Genomic DNA, 21,584 nt, shown 5'->3' with positions numbered 1-21,584 from the left:
GACCGCCGCTAAACGCCTGAACACAAGTAGAATCAATGTCATGCACCTTGTCCAGAAACTTAAACCGGACAGCAGTGCCTTGTGCGGGGATCCAGCCGGCCTTGACGGACCCGAAGTACCTCGTTTGCCGGGGTCGCCGGCTTGTGTGGATCCCCGCACGAGGCGGGGATGACCATGGCGGGAAAACGCAGGGCCACCGGATGTGTCGGCGCCTCAGGTCCGCCCTTTCGTCTTCGCCGCATGCACCAGCCCGGTCTCGACGGCGGCCTTGCCGAATTTTTCGCGCACCTTGTCCATCGCCTCTTCCGCCCTGGCGCGGCGGCTGGCCTCCTCGTCGACAAGGTCCGCTGGATCGGCGGTTGCCCCGGCGCTCAAGTCACTGACACCGATGCCGATGAGGCGGAACGCTTCGCCCCGCGCCACATCGGCCAGCAGTTCATCGCCGAGGCGAAAGATCCGGTCGGCCAGGCAGGTCGGGTCGGCCAACTGGCGCGAGCGGGTGATCAGGCGAAAGCGGGATGTCTTCAGTTTGAGCGTCACGCTGCGCCCGGCAAGGTCCGAAGCCTTCAGCCGGCGCGCCACTGTCTCGGCAAGGTCGCGCAGCACCGGACGCAGTTCGGCAAGGCCGGACAGGTCGGAGTTGAACGTCGTCTCCGCACTGACGCTCTTCGCCGGCCGGCTCGGCGTGACAGGGCGGTCGTCCTCGCCCCGGCAGAGTTTGGCCAGCCGGATGCCCATGGTGCCGTAGCGCCGGATCAGGTCGGAGGGATCCATCTGTTGCAAGTGCCCGATTGTCGTCAGGCCGTCTGCGGCAAGCCGCGCCTGGAACACCTTGCCGACGCCCCAGATGACGCTGACGGATCGCTCTGCCAGAAAGCTTGCGGCCTCCGCTTTGCCGATCACCGCGAAACCGCGTGGCTTGTCGAGTTCCGAAGCGATCTTGGCGAGGAACTTGTTCGGCGCCAGGCCTACCGACACGGTGATACCGATGTCCCGCTCGATCTCGCGGGCAAACCGGGCCATCACTTCACCCGGACTGGCCTGATGCAGGCGCTCGGTGCCGGTCAGGTCCAGGAACGCCTCGTCAATTGACAGCGGCTCGACCAGCGGTGTCAGCGCCAGCATGCGTTCGCGGATCTGGCGGCCAACAGCGGAATATTTTGCAAGGTCCGGCTTGATCACCACCGCCTGCGGGCAGGCCTCCAGCGCCTTGAACATCGGCATGGCGGAGCGCACCCCGTGGATGCGGGCAATGTAGCAGCAGGTGGATACAACCCCGCGCGTGCCGCCGCCGACAATCACCGGATGGTCGGCCAGCGCCGGGTTGTCCCGCTTTTCCACCGAGGCAAAGAACGCATCGCAATCGACATGGGCGATTGGCAGCTTGTCGAACTCGGCATGGCCAACAAGACGCGGGCTGCCACATTGCGGGCAGCGTGTGCGATTAGCGGCAAAGCGCGCACCGCAGTCCCGGCACAGGCTGCGGATCGCAGGCGCCCGGTCTGCGGTGTTGCTCATGGGATCCTCCAGACCTCAGGGCCTGTTCTCCGGCCGCCCTGACGGCAGGGCGCCAGCTCAGCTCCGGTCGAGGATAGTCAGGATATGCCGGGTTGTCTCCTGCCAGTCTCCTGTCAAAAGCCGGACGGAGGGAAGTGGATCGATGGCGGCGCGAAAGCGGTCATCAGCGACAAACTGGATCAGATGCGTCTCCGGCAGGCACAGGTTGACCGATTTCAGGTTCTGGGGGCTGTCGTCGATGAAGACTACGGGCCGGCCGCGCCCGGCGGAGAGGGCCGCTGCGGCACCGCCCTTGGGCCCTGAGTTGGTGACCACCGGATAGGGCATGCCATGGTGGGCGAGCAGACGTTCGCGCGCGGGCTTGTTGGCGCTGCCCGGCAGGTTGGTGAGGAAGATCACCTCGCAGTCCGCCGAGAGACGCTCAAGCGCAGCCGCTGCCCCCTCGACGAGGCTCTGTTTGTCGCTGGTTTCGGTGAAGAACTCGAGCAGCATGCGGCGCACCTCGTCCTGGCCGATCGGCGTATCGCTGTCCTTGCGGGCGATGTTGCCGGTCAGTTGATAGGCATGGCGCAGGAAGCCCATGTCGCGCGCGGCCAGAAAGGCCTCCAGATGCGCGATCATGTGGAAGACCACCTCGTCGACATCGCAGATGACCAGCGGTCGGCCGCTGGTCGCAGGCAGGGCGGCGATCTGGTCGAGGACTTCGCGGGCAGGGGCGTGCAGCTCAGACATCGAAATGATCTTCCCCAACCAGCGCAAACCGGGCAGCGGCAATCATCGTCGGGCGCAAGCCGGAGTTCTCGCAATAGGCCAGCAATAGCGGCTCATCCCCCATCATGAATTCCAGGACGCCGGCGAGAAACCCCGGCTCGGTCGCAGCGCTTCGAATCGATTCAGGGCCAATCCCCGAGACAGCAAGGAAGCGACCGACCAGTTCGGGCTCGCGAACCAGGTGCAGCAACACATCAGTTGCGATTTCCTCTGCCTTTTCAAAGGTCATCGTCTTGGTCGGACGACTTGTCATTGCATTTTTGCCTTTCTGAAACGATTCCGCGCTACCATCTTCCTAACTCAAGCGAGGGGCTTGTGCATGCCTGTCCTCAGGGCATGCCAGTCTGCGGCTCCTCCAGACATCCGGCCGGATCCGGCAAAAGGCAGCATTCATGGCAAAGACCGTGCTGATCGTGGAAGACAACGAGCTCAACATGAAGCTCTTTCATGACCTTCTGGAGGCGCACGGGTATAGCACCTTGCAGACCCGGACGGGCATCGAAGCCTTGAACCTCGCCCGGACCCACCGTCCGGACCTGATTCTGATGGACATCCAGTTGCCCGAGGTCTCGGGTCTGGAAGTGACCAAGTGGATCAAGGAAGACGACGAACTCAGCACCATTCCGGTGATTGCCGTTACGGCTTTCGCCATGAAGGGCGATGAGGAGCGCATCCGCCAGGGGGGGTGCGAGGCCTATATCTCCAAGCCGATCTCCGTCGCCAAGTTCCTGGAAACCGTCCGCTCCTATCTCGGCGACGCCTGAACGGTCAGGCACAGCCTGTCCTCTTGTTGCCCCCTTGGTGTGTTGCAAGGCTTTCCAAGGCCAGCCCTGTTAAGGTTACAGATTTACTAAGTCCCGCGACAGTTGTCGTCGGGTGAGGGTCTTGTGTTGATTTCGGACCCGGCTCAGATAACGTGCGGGCGACATCGGATGCACACGGTGTGCCGCCGGAAAGACGGATCGTTTTTTCGGCCGGGCCGTGCATCGATAACCCTACGGAGTGCCTGGGTCCGCCGCATCTCCTGGGTCCGTGGGGAAAAGGCCGGTGGGATGCTGCCCGATGAGTGGCCTCCTCGTGCAGTCAGCGTCCTGCCGGCCGCCTTCCTTGTTTGCCTCATGTGTCGCCTGAGTCCCCCAAACAAAACCCTCCCCCTTCGTCGCTCCTGCGCAGGTAGGAGCCCAGTAACCACATGACTGCGTTGGTTTCTGCAGTGCCGGACGTCAACCGCCCTGATTACTAGGCTCCTGCCTTCGCAGGAGCGACGAGAGGAAGCGTCATGCCGGCCGCCTTTTTTCGCACATTCCATCGCAGCAGCTAACCGCGAGCGAGCGCCTACATTCTGCGGTCATCCCTGCACAAAAATCCTCAATCTTCGTCGCTCCTGCGCAGGCAGGAGCCCAGTAACAACGAGATTGCCTTGGCTTGTGCAGTGCTGGACGTGAAACGCCCCGTTTACTGGGCTCCTGCCTTCGCAGGAGCGACGAAAAGAAGCGTCTTTCTAAGCAATGGTGGTTCTCTGGTGGCACAGTCCTCTAAGTCGCAGCGGCCGGAATGTATGAATGTGCCCGCAACGACTCAATGAAAATCAAAAAAACAAAAAAGGCGCCCAGTGGGCGCCTTCGATGTCTGAAACCAGAGATCAAGACTTACTTGATCTTGGCTTCCTTGAAGTCGACGTGCTTCTTCGCGATCGGGTCGTACTTACGCTGAGACATCTTCTCAGTCATGGTACGGGAGTTCTTCTTTGTGACATAGAAGAAACCGGTGTCAGCGGTGGAAAGCAGCTTGATCTTGATGGTGGTCGCCTTGGCCATGGCCTTGGATCCTGTTCTTGTTTGTCCGGCAAACGCTCGATGCTGCCAGAATCTGGCGCCCGTTGAGTTCGCTTAGAGAGTACGAAATCAGGGCGCAAACTACTCATAAGCCGGCCAAAGTCAAGCTCTGGCGGGCAGTGGCGGCAAAATTCCCCGTGAGAGGTTAAAGCAGGTCCCGCTGGAAGCCCTGGCCGCGCTGGAAATAGAATGGCACCGGCGTCGCCGGTGACAGGTCCGGGTCTTCGGCAAGACGGCTTGCCAGATCGCCGAGGATCGTCTGGGTGATCACCGGCAGTTCGAGATCACGTGTCTCGGCCAGGGTCAGCCAGGCCACATCCTCCAGTTCGCCCGAAGGACCTGCGGCATCCGGCAGGCGATCTGCAATCGAATCCGAGAAAACCGCCAGAAACCGTGTGTCGAAGCGGCGAGGCCGCCCCGGTGGCGTGACGGCCCGGGCGATCATGCGGAACGGGGACAGGTCCAGCTCGATACCACGTTCGGCAAAGGCCATGAGATCGCCGGGTGCGCGCCAGCTGCGGCCGGTGCGGCGTCCGACGAAGATGCCGGCTTCCTCGTAGGTTTCGCGGACAGCTGCGACCGTGAAGGCTTTCAGGCGGCTGAGAGATAGCTTGCCCTTGGGCCTTGCCGCCAGCCTTGCAGCAACATCGGGGTGATAGTCAGCGATCACAGGCACGCGGGAATCGGTCGGATCAACGCGTCCGCCGGGAAACACGAACATGCCCGGCATGAAGACATGGGCCACGTGACGCCGGCCCATCAGCACGCGCACGTCCGGTCCGCTGCGATCCAGGATCAAAAGCGTTGCGGCATCGCGCGGCCGGATGGTCGGATGATGCCGGTTGGCCTTTGCCTCTTTCAGAAGGTCGGATACGCCTGGTGCTGTCATCGCGGGCTCGCCACGGGCTCCGCGACCGGCATGTCATCTTCCGAGTCCGGGTCGAAGCCATGCATGTACAGCGCCCACTGCAGTCCGACGAGCGCGCCCTTGACCGGCCGCAGGAAGCCGAGCGACAGAATCACCGTCAGGGTCAGCCACAGGCTCATATGGACCCAGACCTCGGGGCGATACATCAGTTCTACTGCCAGCATGGCCGGGATGATGATGTGGCCGACGATGGTGATGGTGAAATAGGGCGGGGCGTCATCGGCGCGGTGATGATGCAACTCGGTGCCGCAGGCACTGCAGGTGGGGCTCACCGTCAGAAAGCCGTTGAACAGTTTGCCCTTGCCGCAGGCCGGGCAGCGGCAGACCATGCCGCGCAGCATGGCTTCGCCGACGTTGCGGCGGGGCTTGTCGCGCGGCGTGTCGATGCTGGCTCCGGCGGCTTCGATATAGGTGACGCTCATGGTCAGGGTGTCCTTTTGCGCAGCGGCCGGGCCGCCTGGGCGCTCTTGCGGTTGCGGCCGATGGCGGCGCGGGGCGAACGCCCCGGCTTCTTGCCGTCCTTGTGGCCTTCGCTCAGGAGAGCGAAGCGCAAGGCGCCGGCAAAGGGCGCTGCTTCAACCAGTTCAACCTCAACCCTATCACCAAGCTGGTGTCGTTCGCCTGTCCTGTCTCCGATCAGGGCATGCGACCCTTCGTCGTACCGGTAATAGTCCAGTCCGATGGTCGAGGCGGGGATGAAGCCATCGGCACCGGTGTCATCCAGACGGATGAACATTCCTGACTTCACAACGCCCGAAATGCGTCCCTTGAAACGGGTGCCGACGCGCTCGCTCATCCACAGGGCAATCAGACGGTCGATGGTTTCGCGTTCGGCCAGCATGGCGCGGCGTTCGGCAGCAGACACTTCGGCGCCGATGGCTTCCAGCCGACCTTCGATTTCCTCCGGCAGTCCGTCGCTGCCCAGTCCCAGCGCCCGGATCAGACCGCGATGCACGATCAGGTCGGCATAGCGGCGGATGGGAGAGGTGAAATGGGCGTAACGGCGCAGGTTGAGGCCGAAATGGCCGATGTTGATCGGCGAATATTCGGCCTGCGCCTGCGAGCGCAGGATAACCTCATTGACCAGATGCGCCTGCGGCGTGTCCTTCACCTTCGCCAGGATGCCGTTGAAGGTCGACGGTCTGAGACCACCCGCCGAGGGCAGCTTCATGTTGAGCGTCGACAGGAACTCCTTCAGCGAGCGCAGCTTCTCCGGGCTCGACGCATCATGGATGCGGTAGAGCAGGGGGATCTTCTTCTTCTCCAGCGTCTCGGCGGCGGCGACGTTGGCCTGGATCATGCACTCCTCGATGAGCTTGTGCGCATCGAGGCGGTCGGGGACGTAGACGTAGTCGACCGTGCCATCCGGCTTCAGCTTGATCTTACGTTCCGGCAGATCGAGATCCAGCGGCTCGCGCGCGTCCCGCCCGAGGCACAGGCAGGCATAGGCCGCCCACAAGGGTTTCAGGATGGGTTCGAGCAGCGGCCCGGTCTTGTCGTCCGGCTGGCCGTCGATGGCGGCCTGGGCCTGTTGGTAGGACAGCTTGGCGGCAGAGCGCATCAGCACCCGATGGAAGGAATGGGCGATCTTGCGGCCGGTCTTGTCGAACACCATGCGCAGGCCAAGCGCCGGACGGTCGACATTCTCCTTCAGCGAGCACAGCTCGTTGGAGATGCGTTCCGGCAGCATCGGGATCACCCGGTCCGGGAAATAGACCGAGTTGCCGCGCAGATGTGCCTCGCGGTCGAGCGCGGTGCCCGGCCGAACGTAATGGGCAACATCGGCAATGCCGACGAACACCACATGCCCGCCCTCGTTGGCCGGGTCCTGGTCCGGTTCGGCATAGACCGCGTCGTCGTGATCCTTGGCGTCGGCCGGATCGATGGTGATCAGGGGGATCTTGCGCCAGTCTTCGCGCTGACCAAGGGTGACTGGCTCGGCCCGTTCGGCCTCCACCTCGACCACCGCCGGGAAGACATGCGGGATGTTGTGGCTATGCAGGGCGATTTCCGAAACGGCCATTTCGGAGTTCATCGAGCCGAAGCGGCGCAGGATCCTGGCGCGCGGCGAGCCATAACGGCCGGTGCGGGTAATCTCGACGCTGACGAGATCGCCTTCGGTGGCGTCCTTCAGATCCGACGGATCGATGTCGAGTTCGCGCTGCTTGCGGTCGATGGGCTCCAGATACGGCGGTTGATGGGCTGCGCGCTGGCGCAGGATGCCGAGGATCGCGCCTTGCTGCTTCTCCAGCACCTTCAGCACCCGGGCGGCATAGCGCGCCTCCGGACCCGGATCGAGATCGGCGAGGCGCACCAGCGCCCGGTCGCCGATGCCCGGCTGAGTGCCGCGTGGCGCGTCCTTGCGCGTGACCACCAGCACCTGCGGCGGCGGACCAGCTTCCTCGTCCCAGTTGACCGGTTCGCCCAGCAGTTCGCCGTCGCGGTCGCGGGCGTTCAGATAGACGACCAGGATCGGCGGCAGGTCACCCGGGCGGATCAGCTTCTTCGCGCGCCGCTCGACCAGGCCTTCCTCGGCCAGGCCCTTGAGGAGGCGTTTCAGCTCGATGCGGCCGGCGCCGACAATGCCAAAGTGGCGGGCAACCTCGCGCTTGCCGGCCTTGCCGGGGTTCTCAGCGACAAAGGCGAGGATATCCTCGCGCGAGGGAAAGGCGCCGGGGGTCTTCTGCGTCTTGGCCGCGACCTTGCGCGGCTTGGGGCGTTTTGTGCTCAAGTGTCCTTCTTGGTGCCAGCGGCACCTGCTTTGGCTTTCGGCGTGGTCGCCGTCTTCTTTGCGGTCGTCGTCTTCTTGGCGGTCGCCTTTTTCGGCGCGGCATCCGCCGCTTCGCCGTCTGCGGCGTCGGCCTTCGCCTTCGTCGCCTTCTTGGTGGCTGCCGCCTTCGGAGCTGCGGCCTTCTTGGCTGCGGCCTTCTTTGCCGGCGCCTTCTTTGCAGTCGCGCCGCCCTTGGCCTTGATCAGCTCCAGCGCCTGTTCCACGGTCACGGCCATCGGGTCGCTGCCCTTCGGCAGGGTGGCATTCACCTTGCCCCAGTTGACATAGGCGCCGTAACGGCCGTCGCGGATGGTGATCGGCCCGCCATCGGGATGATCGCCCAGTTCCTTCAGTGCAGCCGGCGCAGAGCGCCCGCGCGCGCCCTTGGAGCGTTTTTCCGCCAAAAGATCGACCGCGCGGTTGATCCCGACCGAGAACACCTCATCAGCCGAGGCAAGGTTGGCATAGGTTCCTTCATGGACAATGAAGGGACCGAAGCGGCCAATGCCGGCCGAAATCATCTTGCCGTCTTCCGGATGCAGGCCGATCTCGCGCGGCAGCTTCAACAGCTGCAAGGCCTTGTCCAGCGTCAGGTCCGCGGCTGACCAGCCCTTGGGCAGGGAGGAGCGTTTTGGCTTGGCCTCGCCCTTCACTTCCTCGCCCAGCTGCACATAGGGGCCAAACCGGCCGGAGCGCAGGGAAACGTCCAGTCCGCTGTCCGGATCGGTGCCGAGCACCTTCGGGCCATCGGATGCCGCTTCCCCGTCTTCGCCGTCCTGACCCCGGGCAAGCTGGCGGGTGTAGCTGCATTCGGGATAGTTCGAGCAGCCGATGAAGGCACCGAAGCGGCTGACCTTCAGGGACAGCTGGCCGGTCGAGCAGGTCGGGCAGGCGCGGGGATCCTTGCCGTCCTCGCGCACCGGGAAAATATGCGCGGCCAGCAGCTCGTTCAGGGCGTCGATGACCTGCGACACGCGCAGATCCTTGGTCTCGCCGACGGCGGCAGAGAAATCACGCCAGAACGCGGCCAGCACATCGCGCCAGGACAGTTCACCGGCCGAGATGCGGTCAAGCTGCTCTTCAAGGCTCGCGGTGAAGTCGAACTCCACATAGCGCGAGAAGAAGCTCTCCAGGAACGCCGTGACGATGCGGCCCTTGTCCTGCGGCACCAGCTGCTTCTTGTCGAGTTCCACATACTCGCGGTCGCGCAGGGTCTGCAGCGTCGAGGCGTAGGTCGACGGGCGGCCGATGCCCAGCTCTTCCATCTTCTTGACGAGGCTGGCTTCGGTGTAGCGCGGCGGCGGCATGGTGAAATGCTGCTCCGCCTCGACCGGGCTCGGCTTGCCTTCAACGGCACCAAGGCTCAGCGGCGCGCCGTCGTCGACGGCGGGCAGGCGGTTTGCCGCCTCGTCGTCGTCGTCGTCGCGGCCTTCCTGATAGAGGGCGAGGAAGCCGTCGAACCGGACAACCGAGCCGGTGGCGCGCAGCGCGGCGGACTTGCCCGCACCGGACGCCGCGATGTCGATGGTCGTGCGCTCCAGCACGGCCGATTCCATCTGGCTCGCCATGGTGCGCTTCCAGATCAGCTCATAGAGCCGGGCCTGGTCGGGATCGAGGAAGCGGGCCACATCGCGCGGGCGGCGGAACAGGTCGGTCGGGCGCACGGCTTCGTGCGCTTCCTGGGCGTTCTTGGCCTTGGAGGAATAGAAGCGCGGCTTTTCGGGCACATAGTTGTCGCCGAAGTCGCTGGCGATCACCTTGCGGGCGGCGGAAATCGCCTCGCCGGCGATCTGCACGCCGTCGGTTCGCATATAGGTGATGAGACCGGTGGTCTCGCCGCCAAGGGTGATGCCTTCATAGAGCTTCTGCGCCACCTGCATGGTGCGGGCAGCGGCAAAGCCGAGCTTGCGCGAGGCTTCCTGCTGCAGCGTCGAGGTGGTGAAGGGCGGCTGCGGGTTGCGCTTGGCCGGCTTGGAGACGACGCTCTCCACCCGGTAGCTGGCGCTTTCCAGCATGCGCTTGATGGTCAGCGCCTGATCTTCGGTCTTGATGTCGAGGCGGGTCAGTTTCTTGCCGTCAAAGCCGACAACCGAGGCCTGCAGCGCTTCGCCCTTCGGGGTCTTCAGGTTGGCGAGGATCGACCAGTACTCTTCCTTGACGAAGGTCTCGATCTCCATCTCGCGGTCGCAGATGAGGCGCAGCGCCACGGACTGCACGCGGCCGGCCGAGCGGGCACCGGGCAGTTTGCGCCACAGCACCGGCGACAGGGTGAAGCCGACGAGATAGTCGAGCGCACGGCGGGCGAGATAGGCATCGACCAGCGGCGTGTCGATCGGACGCGGGTTCTTCATCGCCTCCAGGATCGCCTGCTTGGTGATCGCGTTGAACACCACGCGCTCGACCGGGACGTCCTTCAGCACGCGCTTCTTCTGCAGCACTTCCAGAACGTGCCAGGAAATCGCCTCGCCTTCGCGATCCGGGTCAGTTGCGAGAATCAGTCTGTCCGCACCTTTTGCGGCGGCGGCGATCTCGTTCAGGCGCTTCTGCGACTTGGCGTCGACCTCCCAGGTCATCGCAAAATCTTCGTCGGGCAGCACCGAGCCATCCTTGGCCGGCAGGTCGCGCACGTGGCCATAGGAGGCAAGGACCTGATAGTCCGAGCCCAGATATTTGTTGATCGTCTTGGCCTTGGCCGGCGATTCCACGATGACGAGTTTCATTGCGACCCAAACGTTCGAGCATGACCGCGCCACGGCTGCGGGCCTTCAGGCATGTCGCAGCGGCACGAACAAATTTTGCGGCGACGATCCGGGATCGCAGGCCGCGTGTCAAATGGACTGTTGCGCCCGGGCGGTCAAGTCGCATGACCTCACCCCCTTTTGCAATCCTTTCGGGAGATCGCTGCGGACGCAAGCCCCGGAGGATCGGCAGTTCCTGCGGATCGGGCGCTTGTTCACACCAGAAGTGACACACGTTGCCCGGGTGAGCGCTCCAGACGTCCGGCGAGTTCCAGTTCCAGCAGCAGCACCGTCACCACCCGCGCCGGCAATCCCGTATCGCGGATCAACTCGTCAATTGCCACCGGCGTTGGCCCCAGCGCTTCCAGCAGCCGGGCCCGGTCGGTCGGCCGCGCGCTCTCCGTGAAGGGTCCGTCCCCATGTCCCGGCTCGTCCAGATCGAGATCGGGAACAAAGTCCGGCGCAATACGTCCCGACAGGCTCTCCAGCACATCTGCGGTCGAGGTGATCAGCGTCGCGCCCTGGCGGATCAGATGATTGCAGCCCTCGCAGCGCGGATCGAGTGGCGATCCGGGCACGGCGAGGATGTCGCGGTTCTGCTCCAGCGCGAAACGGGCGGTGTGCAGCGAGCCCGAGCTCTTGGCTGCCTCCACCACGATCACGGCAATCGACAGGCCGGAAATGACCCGGTTGCGCCGGGGAAAGTCACGCCCGCGCGGGCTCCAGCCGAAGGGCATCTCGCTGATCGCCGCCCCGCCAGCGGCGAGCAGGCGCTGCAGCAGGTCAGCGTTCTCCGGCGGATAGAGCACATTCACCCCGCCGGCGAACACGGCCACCGTCCCGCCCTGCAGCGAGGCCTCATGGGCGGCGGCATCGATGCCCCGGGCAAGGCCGGAGACAATGACATAGCCTTCGTTCGAGAGTTCCCGGGCGAGCTGCGCAGCAAACTTGCGCCCCGCCAGCGAAGCATTGCGCGCCCCGACGATGGCCAGCGCCTTGGGCTGGGCGAGGGTGGCACCGGAGCCGCGCAGGGACAGGAGGGGAGGCGGGCCGTCGATATGGCGCAGATGCGGCGGATAGTCGGCCTCGCCAAGCGCCACCAGCCTTGCGCCGGCGCGGGCATGGGCCTCAAGTTCCGCCTCGGCCTCTTCGCGGCTGCAGATGCGGATCGCGGCCTTGCCGCCCCGGCGGGAGAGGTCCGGCAGTCCTTCAAGGGCTTTTTCGGCCGAACCGAAATGGTTGATCAGGCTGCGGAACGTGGCCGGGCCGACGTTTTCACTGCGGATGAGACGGAGCCAGGCGAGACGCTGAATATCACTGAGGTGACGGGCGCGGCCGGGCTCTGGCGTCATGACGCGGGATCAGCTCCCCTTGCGGCCGGCTTGCTCTTGGAGCCGATCTTCGATTCCTGACCCTTGAGAAGGCGGGTGATGTTCTCATGGTGCTTGGCCCACAGCATCAAGGTCAGCACGCCGAAGAGTTCGGCCAGTTGCCACTGGTCCAGAAGCACCAGCAGCACAGGGCTGGCAAGGCTTGCCGTCAGGGCGGAGAGCGAGGAATAGCGGCTGAGATAGGCGACCGCGATCCAGATCAGGGCGAAGGCGATGCCCACCGGCCAGGACAGGCCGAGCAGGATGCCGAGATAGGTGGCCACGCCCTTGCCGCCCTTGAACTTCAGCCAGACCGGGAACAGATGGCCGAGAAACGCGCCAAACCCGGCGACCATCGCCATTTCCTGCCCGTAGAAATGCGAGACAAGCAGCACCGCGACCGTGCCCTTCAGTGCATCGCCCAAAAGCGTTGCCGCCGCCAGCGACTTCTTGCCGGTGCGCAGCACATTCGTCGTGCCGATGTTGCCCGAGCCGATCTTGCGGATATCGCCAAGGCCCGCCATGCGCGTGATGATCAGGCCAAAGGGGATCGACCCCAGCAGGTAACCGAAGGCAAGCACAGCGGCGTAGTAGGGCCAGGCATAGGCCCAGCTGATCGGATCCGGCACGGGTGAGGCTCTCCGTTAGGGGCTCAAGCGTAGTCGTAGACCTTGCGGCCTGCAACGATTGTGGTGAGGACGCGGCCGGAGAAACGGGCGTCCTCGAAGGGCGAGTTCTTCGAACGCGAGCGGATCGCCTTCTTTTCCAGCACCCACGGACGGTCGACGTCGAACACGATCACATCCGCCGGGGCTCCGGCCGTCAGCCGTCCGGCCTCAAGCCCGAGCCGGTTGGCCGGATTCAGCGTCATGGCCCGCAGCAGCGGCAGCAGCTCGATGTCGCCGGCATGATACAGGCGCAAGGCTGCGGCCAGCAGCGTTTCGAGGCCGATGGCCCCGTCCTCGGCGTCCGCCCAGGGGTGGCGCTTCGTCTCCACGTCCTGCGGATCGTGGTTGGAGCAGATGACGTCGATGGTGCCATCGGCGACGGCGGCGACCATTGCCATGCGGTCCTCTTCGCTGCGCAGTGGCGGCGACATCTTGAAGAAGGTGCGGTAGGGCCCGATGTCGTTCTCGTTCTGCGTCAGATGGTTGATCGACACACCGGCGGTGACGTCCAGCCCCCGGTCCTTGCCGATGCGCACGACGCCGGCCCCGTCCGATGTGGAGACGAGATTGGCGTGGTAGCGGCCCTTCGACATGGCGACAAGGCGCAGGTCGCGCTCCAGCATGATGATCTCGGCCTCGCGCGGCACACCCGACAGCCCCTTCCACGAGGCGTTGAGCCCGGCGTTCATGGTGCCGCCGGCCAGATCCGGGTCTTCCGTGTGATGCACGACGAGGGCCCCGAAATCCTTCGCATAGGTCAGGATGCGGCGCATGATCTGGGCATTGCGCACCGACTTGTGGCCATTGGTGAAGGCCACCGCGCCGGCTTCCTTGAGCAGGCCGATCTCGGTCATGTCCTGCCCGGCGAGCCCCTTGGTCAGGGCGGCCATCGGTTGGACATTGACGATGGCCGTGTCGCGGGCGCGGCGCAGGATGAAGTCCACCAGCGCCGGATCGTCGATCACCGGATCGGTCTCGGGCAGGGTGACGATGGTGGTGACGCCGCCGGCCGCCGCCGCCTGGCTGGCGCTGGCAAAGGTCTCGCGGTGTTCATGGCCGGGTTCGCCGACGGACACGCACATGTCGATAAGGCCGGGCGCCACGACCGCGCCGTCGCAGTCGCGCACCTCGGCGCCATAGGGCGTGCCCTGGTTCAGCGCTTCGGGACCGGCAGCGAGGATGGTGCCATCGGCGATGATGACCGCGCCCGGCGCATCGATGCCACGGGCCGGGTCGATCACCCGTGCGTTGGTCAGGACCAGGGGTTTCGGCGTGTCAGCGGCCACGGCTCTTCATCCTAATGGTTCGGCAGATGCGCGGCGAGGGCCTCGAGCACGGCCATGCGCACGGCCACGCCCATTTCCACCTGCTCGCGGATCAGGCTCTGCGGACCGTCGGCCACCGCCGGATCGATCTCGACGCCCCGGTTCATGGGACCTGGATGCATCACCAGCGCGTCGTCCTTGGCATAGGCCAGCTTCTCGGCATCAAGGCCATAGAAGCGGTAATATTCGCGCACAGACGGAATGAAGGCGCCGTTCATGCGCTCGCGCTGCAGCCGCAGCATCATCACGATGTCCGCGCCCTTGAGGCCTTCCTTCATGTCGCGGAACACTTCCACGCCCATCCGGTCGATGCCGCTCGGCAGCAGGGTGGAGGGGGCGACCACGCGCACCCTTGCCCCCAGCGCGTTGAGCAGGATGATGTTCGAGCGTGCCACGCGGGAATGCAGGATGTCGCCGCAGATGGCGATGGTGAGCCTTGCGATCTTGCCCTTGTGGCGGCGGATCGTCAGGGCATCGAGCAGGGCCTGTGTCGGGTGCTCGTGCTGGCCGTCGCCCGCATTGATCACCGAACAGTCGACCTTGCGGGCGAGCAGATGCACCGCGCCGGCCGCATGGTGACGCACGACGAGGATGTCGGGATGCATGGCATTCAGCGTCGCCGCCGTGTCGATCAGGGTCTCGCCCTTCTTCACGGAGGAGGCGGCGACCTGCATGTTCATCACGTCAGCGCCAAGACGCTTGCCTGCGATCTCGAAGGACGACTGGGTCCTTGTCGAGGCCTCGAAGAACAGGTTGATCTGTGTTCTGCCCCGCAGCACGGGACGGATCTTCTCGACCTGGCGGGAGACCTCGACGGCCTGGTCCGCACGGTCCAGGAGCCCCAGGATTTCGTGGGGTTGAAGGCCTTCGATGCCCAACAGATGTCGATGGGGAAAGAGGCCGGCTCGATGGGGATCATTTGCGCTCATCGAGGCAATGGCTATAGGCGGAGTCGAGGACTGCCGCAAGCTTGCAGGACCGCTTTTCTGGGGGCGATCCGTCAGACAAGAACAGCGAGGCAGAGGGGGATCGTCAGGATCGCCACGACGGTCTGCACCGTCAGGATTTCCGCCATCAACCGGTGGTCACCGCCCATTTGAGCTGCCAGCAGATAGGACGCGCTGGCCGAGGGCACAGCCGTCGCGATGACCCCGGCGAGCAGGGCATCGCCGGTCACTCCAATCAGATGGCACAGCCCGGCCACCAGCGCCGGCATGACGAGAAGCCGGGCAAAGGTGCCGATCAGCAGCGCGGCACCCGGCCGGCGCAGGGCCGACAGGTCGAGGCTGGCACCGACGCAGAGGATGCCGATGGGCAGCGAGGCGAGGCCGATCTGGTGCACGCTGTCCATCACCGGCGCGGGCAGGGGATTGCCCAGGAGATTGAGCGCAAGTCCGAGAAGCGTCGAGACAATGAACGGATTGCGCACAAGATCGAGCCCGATCCGCTTCAGCGTCGGGGCAGAGCCTCCGGCGTAGCGCGACAGGATCAGCACCGACAGAACGTTGAGCATCGGGATCATGGCGATCATCGCCACCGCCAGCAGCGCCAGTCCGGTCGCGCCGATCATCTCGCCGATCAGCGCCAGCGCGATGAAGGAATTCCAGCGCGCGACGCCCTGGTAGATCGAAGTGAAGGCCGGGCCCGACACCTTGAACCGCGCTGCCAGCAGCGGCTGCACGGCGAGGAGCGCCACTGTAACGATCAGGATCGCGCCGATCAGCGCGGCACCCAGCCCCAGCGCCGGGATCTCGCTGAAATCAGCCCGGGCCACGGTTTCCACGATGATCGCCGGGAACAGGATGAAATAGGCCAGCCGCTCGATCCCGCGCCATTGCTCGCCGGTGACGAGGTTTATGCGGGCAAGGCCCAGCCCCAGCGCCGTGATCAGGATCACCGGCAGGAGCGCGTCGAGGATCATCTGCATGGTGGTCTGCACTCAGTCCTCTGTGCCGTCATCATAGGTGGGAAAGCGGCGGGCGGGGCCGGCCCCCAGCTGCAGATAGCCGAGCCGGTCAAGAAACCCTTGCAGGATATAGGCTGCGGCCATCTTGTCGACGAGTTCGGCCCGCCGTGCCCGGCTGCGGTCAGCCTCGATCAGCGTCCGGGTCACCGCCGCCGTCGACAGGCGCTCGTCCCACAGGGTCATCGGCAGGTCGGTCTTCTCGGCCAGGTTCCGGGTGAAGGACCGTGTCGACTGTACGCGCGGGCCCTCGGTGCCATCCATGTTCAGCGGCAGGCCGATGACCATGCCGCCGATCTTGTGGGTCCGGCAGATATCCAGGAGCTTTGCCGCGTCGAGGGTGAACTTCTCCCGCCGGATCGTCTCCAGCGGCGTTGCAATGCCCCGGCCAAGGTCGGACAGCGCCAGGCCGATGGTCTTGGTGCCGAGGTCGAGCCCGATGAGCCGGCTGCCAGGGGCGACAGCGGCGACAAAGTCCTCAAGCGATAGGGTTGGATCAGATGCCATGACCCCCGTGTATCAGGGGCATGTGAGCTGCGCCAGACAGCTTGTTGCCAGATATCTTGTTGCCTGCGTCCGGCCTTCTATACTCCCCCCGGAAAACCGGGCCGGCCGGCCCGCGACAGGGAGCTTGATGCGATGAAACTGACCTGGTTTGGCCATTCCGCCTTCCGTATCGACCTGAAGGACGCCGTCGTCCTGATCGATCCGTTCTTCACCGGCAACCCCGGCTTCCCGGCGGACTCGAGCCTCGAGGCGGCAAGCGAAGGCGTCACGCATATTCTCCTGACCCACGGCCATGACGATCACATCGGTGACACCCTCGCGATCGCCACCGCGAGCGGGGCGCAGGTGACGGCAAACTATGAAATCTGCATGTGGCTGCAGGGCAGGGGCGTTGCCAACATCAACCCGATGAACGCGGGCGGCATGGTCGACACCGGTCCCTTCAAGGTGGCCCTGACCCCGGCGGTGCATTCCTCCGCCACCAGCCAGGCCGGGGAGGGGCTCACCTACATGGGCAATCCGCATGGCATCGTCCTGGCAGCTCCCGGGGAAAAGGTGCTGCTGCACATGGGCGACACCGACATCTTCGGCGACATGGCCCTGATCAACGAACTCTACCTGCCGAAGATCGGCCTCGTTCCCATCGGGGATCGCTTCACGATGGGGGCCCGCGCCGCAGCGCTCGCCTGCACCCGCTTCTTCGACTTCGACACCATCATTCCCTGCCACTATGGCTCGTTCCCGATCATCGACGCCACCGCCGATGCGTTCGTCTCGGCCATGGGCGCAAAGGCCGGAACGGTCCAGGTGCCGGTGGCGGGGACGGCTGTGGTGGTGTGACGGGGGACGGAAGCACTCTGTAGAACTGAAGCAAACCCTCCCGCGGAGGTCACCCCGGACGAGCAACGCGAGAGCCGGGGCCAACTCGCTTCCGGAGCCGTTCGTCTGGCAGTCGGGCGAGCAGCTGCGCCTAGATGCTCTGCGTCAATACTCCATCACCGCTCGGCGGATGAGTGGGCCCCGGGTCTGCGCTTCGCTGCGCCCGGGGTGACGCCGGTGAATTGCTTGCATGCCCAATGCCTAGGCCCCCTCGCAAGAAAATCCCCCCGCCGTCCCGGCCTTGTGCCGGGACCTGTCAGGGACGCGAAGCGGACGTTGAAAAGCTGTTCCATTCAAACAGGTCCCGGCACAAGGCCGGGACAGCGCGGAGGGCAGGTCAGGTTGAGGACCGGTTCTCCCGTCGGCGCTTTACATTTTGCCGCCGCCCCTTGCTCCAGGTCACCCGGGGTGAGCAACGCGATGCTCCGCGAGAACTCAGCATACAAACTTCAATGAAACAGTTGCCGGGTCTGCGCTTCGCTGCGCCCGGGGTGACCTCCGTGGGGAGGCATGCCACCTCTGCATCCCGCCCCTCTATCGCCTTGTTCTCCCTCACGCCCCGTTCCACAGCCACGCCGCCCCGCGCACGCCGGACGAATCGCCGTGCGCGGCTTTGGCGATCGGCACCGAATAGGTGTCGGAGAAGATGAAGGGCCGCATGGCGTCCGGCAGATCGCGGTAGAGCTCGTCCACATTGGACATGCCGCCGCCCAGCACGAACACGTCCGGGTCAAGAATGTTGGCAACCATCGCCATTGCCCGGGCAAGGCGGGCGACATAGCGCCGGTAGGCCGCCTCGGCCTCGCTGTCACCTGCCCGCATGGCGGCGATGATGCCGCGTCCTTCCAGGTCACGGCCACTGGCGCGGGCAAAGTCCCATTCCAGCCCCTTGCCGGAAATCCAGCGGTCGAGCGTGCCGCGGTGGCCGGTCCAGCAGTCGGGGCCGGGGAACTCTTCCGCGCTCATCCATGGCACCGGGATGTTGCCCCATTCGCCGCCGATGCCATTGGCGCCGCGATGCGCCTTGCCGTCGATGGCAATGCCCGAGCCGCTTCCCGTGCCGATGATGACCGCATGGACCACATGCGCACCGGCGCCGGCGCCATCGGTTGCCTCCGACACGGCCAGGCAATTGGCATCGTTCTCCACCCGCACCGGGCGGGCGAGGCGGGCCTCCAGATCCTTGTCGAGCGGCTTGCCGTTCAGCCAGGTGGAATTGGCGTTCTTGACGAGGCCGGTCCCCGGCGAGATCGAGCCGGGAATGCCGAAGCCGACCGTTCCCGTCTGTCCCGTTGCCGCCTCCGCCCGCGCAATCAGTCCGGCCACGGCTTCGATGCAGCCGTGATAGTCGCCGCGCGGTGTCGCCACCCGCTCGCGGTAAAGCTCGCGGCCGGCCTCGTCCAGCGCGATGATCTCCAGCTTGGTTCCGCCCCAGTCGACGCCCAGGCGCATGGCCATCTTCTTCTGTCCTCCACCTGCGCCCCGGCTTGGATCGGCGCCACACCGTATGTGCAGCAGGACCGGTCCGGCTCGCAAGACCGGAGTTGTATGTCGCTTTTCCGGTTGTCGGATGTCGTGCGGGGCCGACCGGGGCCGGCCGGGAAATGCCACACTTTCCGGCACAAGTGGGTGGCGAATTGTGCCGGTCTGATCCGTCGACGTCCTGTCTCGGTGGGTGCCGGTGCCGCGCCCCGTCATGCGAGTGTGCCGATGGCCTGACGAGGTGCCGTCGCGGAGGGCTTTGGAAATAATTTCCCAGTTCTCCCGTATCGCGCAAAAAAATTATGCGGCAGAGACTAAAAAACATCCAGACCATTCGCATTTTCTGCTTTTTCATTTCCGAAAATTTTGCTTTCCTTAGCGGGAGGATTTGATCCGCTGGCGAAAGTCGGGAGCGGGCAATCAGATTTGTGCGATCCGGTTACAGGCCCTTGAGGTCAAAACAACAGCCGGAAAAGCAGTATGACGGGGAACAGATGGCAAATAACCGGGGCGCGTCGGTCCGCTATGAGAATGTCCAGAAAAGCTATGATGGAGAAACGCTGGTCGTAAAGAAGCTCAATCTCGACATTCCCCCCGGTGAGTTCCTCACCATGCTGGGGCCGTCGGGGTCGGGCAAGACCACCTGTCTGATGATGCTGGCCGGATTTGAGCCGGCCACTCACGGCGAGATCTTCCTCAACAACCGGCCGATCAACAAGGTGCCGCCGCATAAGCGCGGCATCGGCATGGTGTTTCAGAACTACGCGCTGTTTCCGCATATGACGGTCGCCGAAAACCTCGCCTTTCCGCTGCAGGTGCGCGGCATGAGCAAGGCCGACCAGGCGGTGAAGGTGAAGCGGGCGCTGGAAATGGTCGAGCTGGGCAAGCTCGGCAATCGCCGCCCGGCGCAGTTGTCCGGCGGCCAGCAGCAGCGCGTGGCCGTTGCCCGTGCCCTGGTGTTCGATCCGGAACTGGTGCTGATGGACGAGCCGCTCGGCGCGCTCGACAAGCAGCTGCGCGAGCAGATGCAATATGAGATCAAGCACATCCACCAGAACCTTGGCGTCACCGTCGTCTATGTCACCCACGACCAGACCGAGGCCCTGACCATGTCGGACCGGGTCGCCGTGTTCAATGACGGCGTGATCCAGCAGCTGTCGACACCGGATCTCCTCTACGAGGAGCCACAGAACTCCTTTGTTGCCCAGTTCATCGGTGAGAACAACAAGCTGAATGGCAAGGTGGTCTCGGTCGACAATGACGCCTGCGAGGTGGTCGTGGCGGGGGGCGTCCGGCTGAAGGCGGACAAGGTCAATGTCTCGGGCGCTGGTGACGCAACCACGCTGTCGCTGCGCCCGGAACGCGTTGAACTCGCGCCGGAACGGCAGATGGACAACATGCTGGAGGGGCGGATCGAGGAACTGATCTATCTCGGCGACCACATCCGTGTGCGCATGACCGTTTGCGGCAACAGCGAGTTCATCGTCAAGGTGCGCAACCGCTCGGATCGCCGCCGTCTGGACGCCGGCGAGATTGTTCCCATCGGATGGGAAATGAAGGATTGCAAGGCACTGGATGCCGTTGCGTAATGGAATGCGTGACCGGGGGCGGCAAGATCCCCGGCGCGACGACATGACCGGTCCCGGTCTAACGCTCGAAAGGGGAGCAGATATGAAACTGGCAACCACACTCCTGGCCACGGCAGCGCTGTCGCTGACGTCGATCTCGGTGCAGGCCGCAGATCTTACCATCGTGTCTTGGGGCGGGGCTTACTCGGCCTCGCAGAACAACGCCTATCACAAGCCCTTCATGGCGATGAAGTCAGGCGTCAACATCATCAATGACGAGTCTTCCAACGAAGCCGTGGCCAAGCTGCGCGCCATGAACGAGGCCGGCAACGTCACCTGGGACATCGTCGACGTCGAAGGCCCGGACAGCCAGCGTCTGTGCGATGAAGGCCTGGCGATGGAAATCGACCCGGCCGAGTGGCTGGCCAAGGCACCCGATGGCACGGAAGCCTATGTCGACTTCGGCCCGTCGATGATCAACAAGTGCTTCATTCCGCAGATCGTCTTCTCCACCACCTTCGGCTATCGCACCGACGTCAAGGAGTGGAACGGCGCGGTCCCGACCAGCCTCTGCGACATCTTTGATACGGCCAAGTTCCCGGGCAAGCGCAGCCTGGAAAAGCGCCCGAAGAAGAACATCGAATGGGCGCTCCTGTGCGACGGTGTTGCCAAGGATGACCTTTACACAGTGATGTCCAAGCCGGAAGGCATCCAGCAGGCGCTCGCCAAGCTCGATACCATCAAGAAGGACGTGATCTGGTGGTCGGCCGGCGCTGAAACGCCGCAGCGTCTTGCCGACGGTGAAGCGGTTATCGGCTCGACCTATAACGGCCGCCTGTTCTCCGTCATCGAGGAGCAGAAGCAGCCGGTCGCCATGCTCTGGGACTGGCAGGTGTTCGACTTCGACGGCTGGATCATTCCGGCTGGCGTCAAGGAAGACAAGCTGCCTTTGATCAGGGAATACATCCAGTTCGCCACCGACACGCAGCGACTTGCTGACCAGGCCAAGTATATCTCCTATGGCCCGGCCCGCGCCTCGTCGCAGCCGCTCGTCGGCAAGCATGCCGAACTCGGCATCGAGATGGCACCGCACATGCCGACCAACCCGGCCAACCAGAAGAACTATCTGGTGAACAACATCGAGTGGTGGGCGGACAACCAGGACGAGGTCGAAGCGGCCTTCCAGGTCTGGCTCGCCAAGTAAGCCAGAATATGGGCCGGGCGGATCCCGCCCGGCCCCCGTTTCCTCGATGCCGGACAGT

General features: G+C 64.5%; 19 protein-coding genes. 4 read left to right on the top strand and 15 right to left on the bottom strand.

Going from position 1 to position 21,584, the window contains the following annotated elements:
* Positions 1–213 precede the first annotated feature (213 nt).
* The 3 genes from ACTIFE_RS07245 to ACTIFE_RS07235 are packed head-to-tail and all read right to left on the bottom strand — an operon-like array spanning position 214 to position 2,542.
* Positions 214–1,518, bottom strand: coding sequence for a DNA polymerase IV (locus ACTIFE_RS07245; protein ID WP_439528487.1), 1,305 nt, complete (start codon positions 1,516–1,518; stop codon positions 214–216).
* 57 nt (positions 1,519–1,575) lie between these two features.
* On the bottom strand, positions 1,576–2,250 hold the full coding sequence (locus ACTIFE_RS07240) for a hypothetical protein (RefSeq protein ID WP_439528486.1): 675 nt from the start codon (positions 2,248–2,250) through the stop codon (positions 1,576–1,578).
* Positions 2,243–2,542, bottom strand: a complete 300-nt coding sequence (locus ACTIFE_RS07235; protein WP_439528485.1) for a DUF3572 domain-containing protein — start codon at positions 2,540–2,542, stop codon at positions 2,243–2,245. Before ACTIFE_RS07235 ends, ACTIFE_RS07240 begins: the two co-directional genes overlap by 8 nt.
* Before the next feature lie 139 nt (positions 2,543–2,681).
* Here ACTIFE_RS07235 and ACTIFE_RS07230 point away from each other — a divergent pair, with 139 nt between their 5' ends.
* Positions 2,682–3,053 carry a response regulator gene (locus ACTIFE_RS07230; protein WP_439528484.1) on the top strand — a complete coding sequence of 124 codons (372 nt, stop codon included), beginning with the start codon at positions 2,682–2,684 and terminating at the stop codon, positions 3,051–3,053.
* An 885-nt stretch (positions 3,054–3,938) separates the two neighbouring features.
* Here the strand turns inward: ACTIFE_RS07230 and rpmG are convergent.
* The 11 genes from rpmG to ruvX form a co-directional block, all read right to left on the bottom strand.
* Positions 3,939–4,106: a 50S ribosomal protein L33 gene (gene rpmG, locus ACTIFE_RS07225; RefSeq protein WP_106755253.1), complete on the bottom strand. Its 168-nt coding sequence runs from the start codon at positions 4,104–4,106 to the stop codon at positions 3,939–3,941.
* Positions 4,107–4,269: 163 nt separating this feature from the next.
* Entirely contained in the window at positions 4,270–5,013 is a 744-nt protein-coding gene (locus ACTIFE_RS07220; RefSeq protein WP_439528483.1) for an NUDIX hydrolase, read from the bottom strand.
* Positions 5,010–5,474, bottom strand: coding sequence for a DUF983 domain-containing protein (locus ACTIFE_RS07215; protein ID WP_439528482.1), 465 nt, complete (start codon positions 5,472–5,474; stop codon positions 5,010–5,012). The genes ACTIFE_RS07220 and ACTIFE_RS07215 overlap by 4 nt, the downstream gene beginning before the upstream one ends.
* A 2-nt stretch (positions 5,475–5,476) precedes the next feature.
* Positions 5,477–7,783, bottom strand: a complete 2,307-nt coding sequence (gene rnr, locus ACTIFE_RS07210; RefSeq protein ID WP_439528481.1) for a ribonuclease R — start codon at positions 7,781–7,783, stop codon at positions 5,477–5,479.
* The gene (topA, locus tag ACTIFE_RS07205) at positions 7,780–10,542 is read right to left on the bottom strand and encodes a type I DNA topoisomerase (RefSeq protein WP_439528480.1); all 2,763 of its coding nucleotides are present in this window, start codon (positions 10,540–10,542) and stop codon (positions 7,780–7,782) included. Before topA ends, rnr begins: the two co-directional genes overlap by 4 nt.
* 233 nt (positions 10,543–10,775) lie before the next feature.
* Positions 10,776–11,912, bottom strand: coding sequence for a DNA-processing protein DprA (dprA, locus tag ACTIFE_RS07200; RefSeq protein ID WP_439528479.1), 1,137 nt, complete (start codon positions 11,910–11,912; stop codon positions 10,776–10,778).
* Positions 11,909–12,559 (bottom strand): glycerol-3-phosphate 1-O-acyltransferase PlsY, encoded by a 651-nt coding sequence (plsY, locus tag ACTIFE_RS07195; protein WP_439528478.1) that lies wholly within the window; start codon positions 12,557–12,559, stop codon positions 11,909–11,911. Before plsY ends, dprA begins: the two co-directional genes overlap by 4 nt.
* A gap of 23 nt (positions 12,560–12,582) precedes the next feature.
* Positions 12,583–13,884 carry a dihydroorotase gene (locus ACTIFE_RS07190; protein WP_439528477.1) on the bottom strand — a complete coding sequence of 434 codons (1,302 nt, stop codon included), beginning with the start codon at positions 13,882–13,884 and terminating at the stop codon, positions 12,583–12,585.
* Between the two features lie 11 nt (positions 13,885–13,895).
* Complete coding sequence (locus ACTIFE_RS07185; RefSeq protein ID WP_439528476.1) at positions 13,896–14,852, bottom strand: aspartate carbamoyltransferase catalytic subunit; 957 nt, start codon at positions 14,850–14,852, stop codon at positions 13,896–13,898.
* A gap of 71 nt (positions 14,853–14,923) precedes the next feature.
* Positions 14,924–15,862: an AEC family transporter gene (locus ACTIFE_RS07180; protein ID WP_439528475.1), complete on the bottom strand. Its 939-nt coding sequence runs from the start codon at positions 15,860–15,862 to the stop codon at positions 14,924–14,926.
* Positions 15,863–16,393 (bottom strand): Holliday junction resolvase RuvX, encoded by a 531-nt coding sequence (ruvX, locus tag ACTIFE_RS07175; RefSeq protein ID WP_439528474.1) that lies wholly within the window; start codon positions 16,391–16,393, stop codon positions 15,863–15,865.
* A gap of 132 nt (positions 16,394–16,525) precedes the next feature.
* On the opposite strand from ruvX, the gene ACTIFE_RS07170 reads away from it, so the two are divergent.
* Entirely contained in the window at positions 16,526–17,233 is a 708-nt protein-coding gene (locus ACTIFE_RS07170) for a metal-dependent hydrolase (RefSeq protein ID WP_439528473.1), read from the top strand.
* A 591-nt stretch (positions 17,234–17,824) separates the two neighbouring features.
* On the opposite strand, the gene ACTIFE_RS07165 is transcribed toward ACTIFE_RS07170, so the two are convergent.
* Positions 17,825–18,724 (bottom strand): ROK family protein, encoded by a 900-nt coding sequence (locus tag ACTIFE_RS07165; RefSeq protein ID WP_439528495.1) that lies wholly within the window; start codon positions 18,722–18,724, stop codon positions 17,825–17,827.
* Between the two features lie 524 nt (positions 18,725–19,248).
* On the opposite strand from ACTIFE_RS07165, the gene ACTIFE_RS07160 reads away from it, so the two are divergent.
* Both ACTIFE_RS07160 and ACTIFE_RS07155 read left to right on the top strand, forming a co-directional pair.
* Positions 19,249–20,343, top strand: a complete 1,095-nt coding sequence (locus ACTIFE_RS07160; protein ID WP_439528472.1) for an ABC transporter ATP-binding protein — start codon at positions 19,249–19,251, stop codon at positions 20,341–20,343.
* An 82-nt stretch (positions 20,344–20,425) separates the two neighbouring features.
* Positions 20,426–21,526 carry an extracellular solute-binding protein gene (locus ACTIFE_RS07155; RefSeq protein WP_439528471.1) on the top strand — a complete coding sequence of 367 codons (1,101 nt, stop codon included), beginning with the start codon at positions 20,426–20,428 and terminating at the stop codon, positions 21,524–21,526.
* Positions 21,527–21,584: the final 58 nt, after the last annotated feature.

Source organism: Pannonibacter sp. (assembly GCF_051860505.1).
In the GTDB taxonomy this organism is placed as follows: Bacteria; Pseudomonadota; Alphaproteobacteria; order Rhizobiales; family Stappiaceae; genus Pannonibacter.
This window is presented reverse-complemented; position numbering and strand designations above follow the sequence as displayed.